We start from the raw sequence: 302 nt of genomic DNA, 5'->3' as shown, positions 1-302 counted from the left end.
GGATTACCATCATCCCAGTCGTTCCATATGCCTCCCATTGCACTAAGTGCTTTTTTAAAGGAGCTGAGGTTCATCGGCCCCCAGCCGCCATTATTGTTATCCCGATAAGCCCATCCAATTAAAGCCGTAGGATTCGAACCGGCTGAACCCGGCCCCCAATCAGAGCCACCTGAATACAGCTGAATACCTCCATCGGATTGATCCAGCTCTTCATCTCGTGGAGAGCCCGGGCCATCCTTAGTGCCCGCTCCCCATCCGGCTCCAAGTTCCTCAATCGGTGATTCAGCGGTTCCGTAGCCGTT

Annotated in this window: 1 protein-coding gene; it reads right to left on the bottom strand. The window is 54.0% G+C overall.

Features of this window, described 5'->3' with window-relative positions; genetic code table 11:
- On the bottom strand, window positions 1–302 hold a 302-nt coding region (locus EHS19_RS11125), incomplete at both ends, for a hypothetical protein (RefSeq protein ID WP_206666363.1).

It is taken from the genome of Bifidobacterium jacchi, assembly GCF_009078285.1.
In the GTDB taxonomy this organism is placed as follows: domain Bacteria; phylum Actinomycetota; class Actinomycetes; order Actinomycetales; family Bifidobacteriaceae; genus Bifidobacterium; species Bifidobacterium jacchi.
This window is presented reverse-complemented; position numbering and strand designations above follow the sequence as displayed.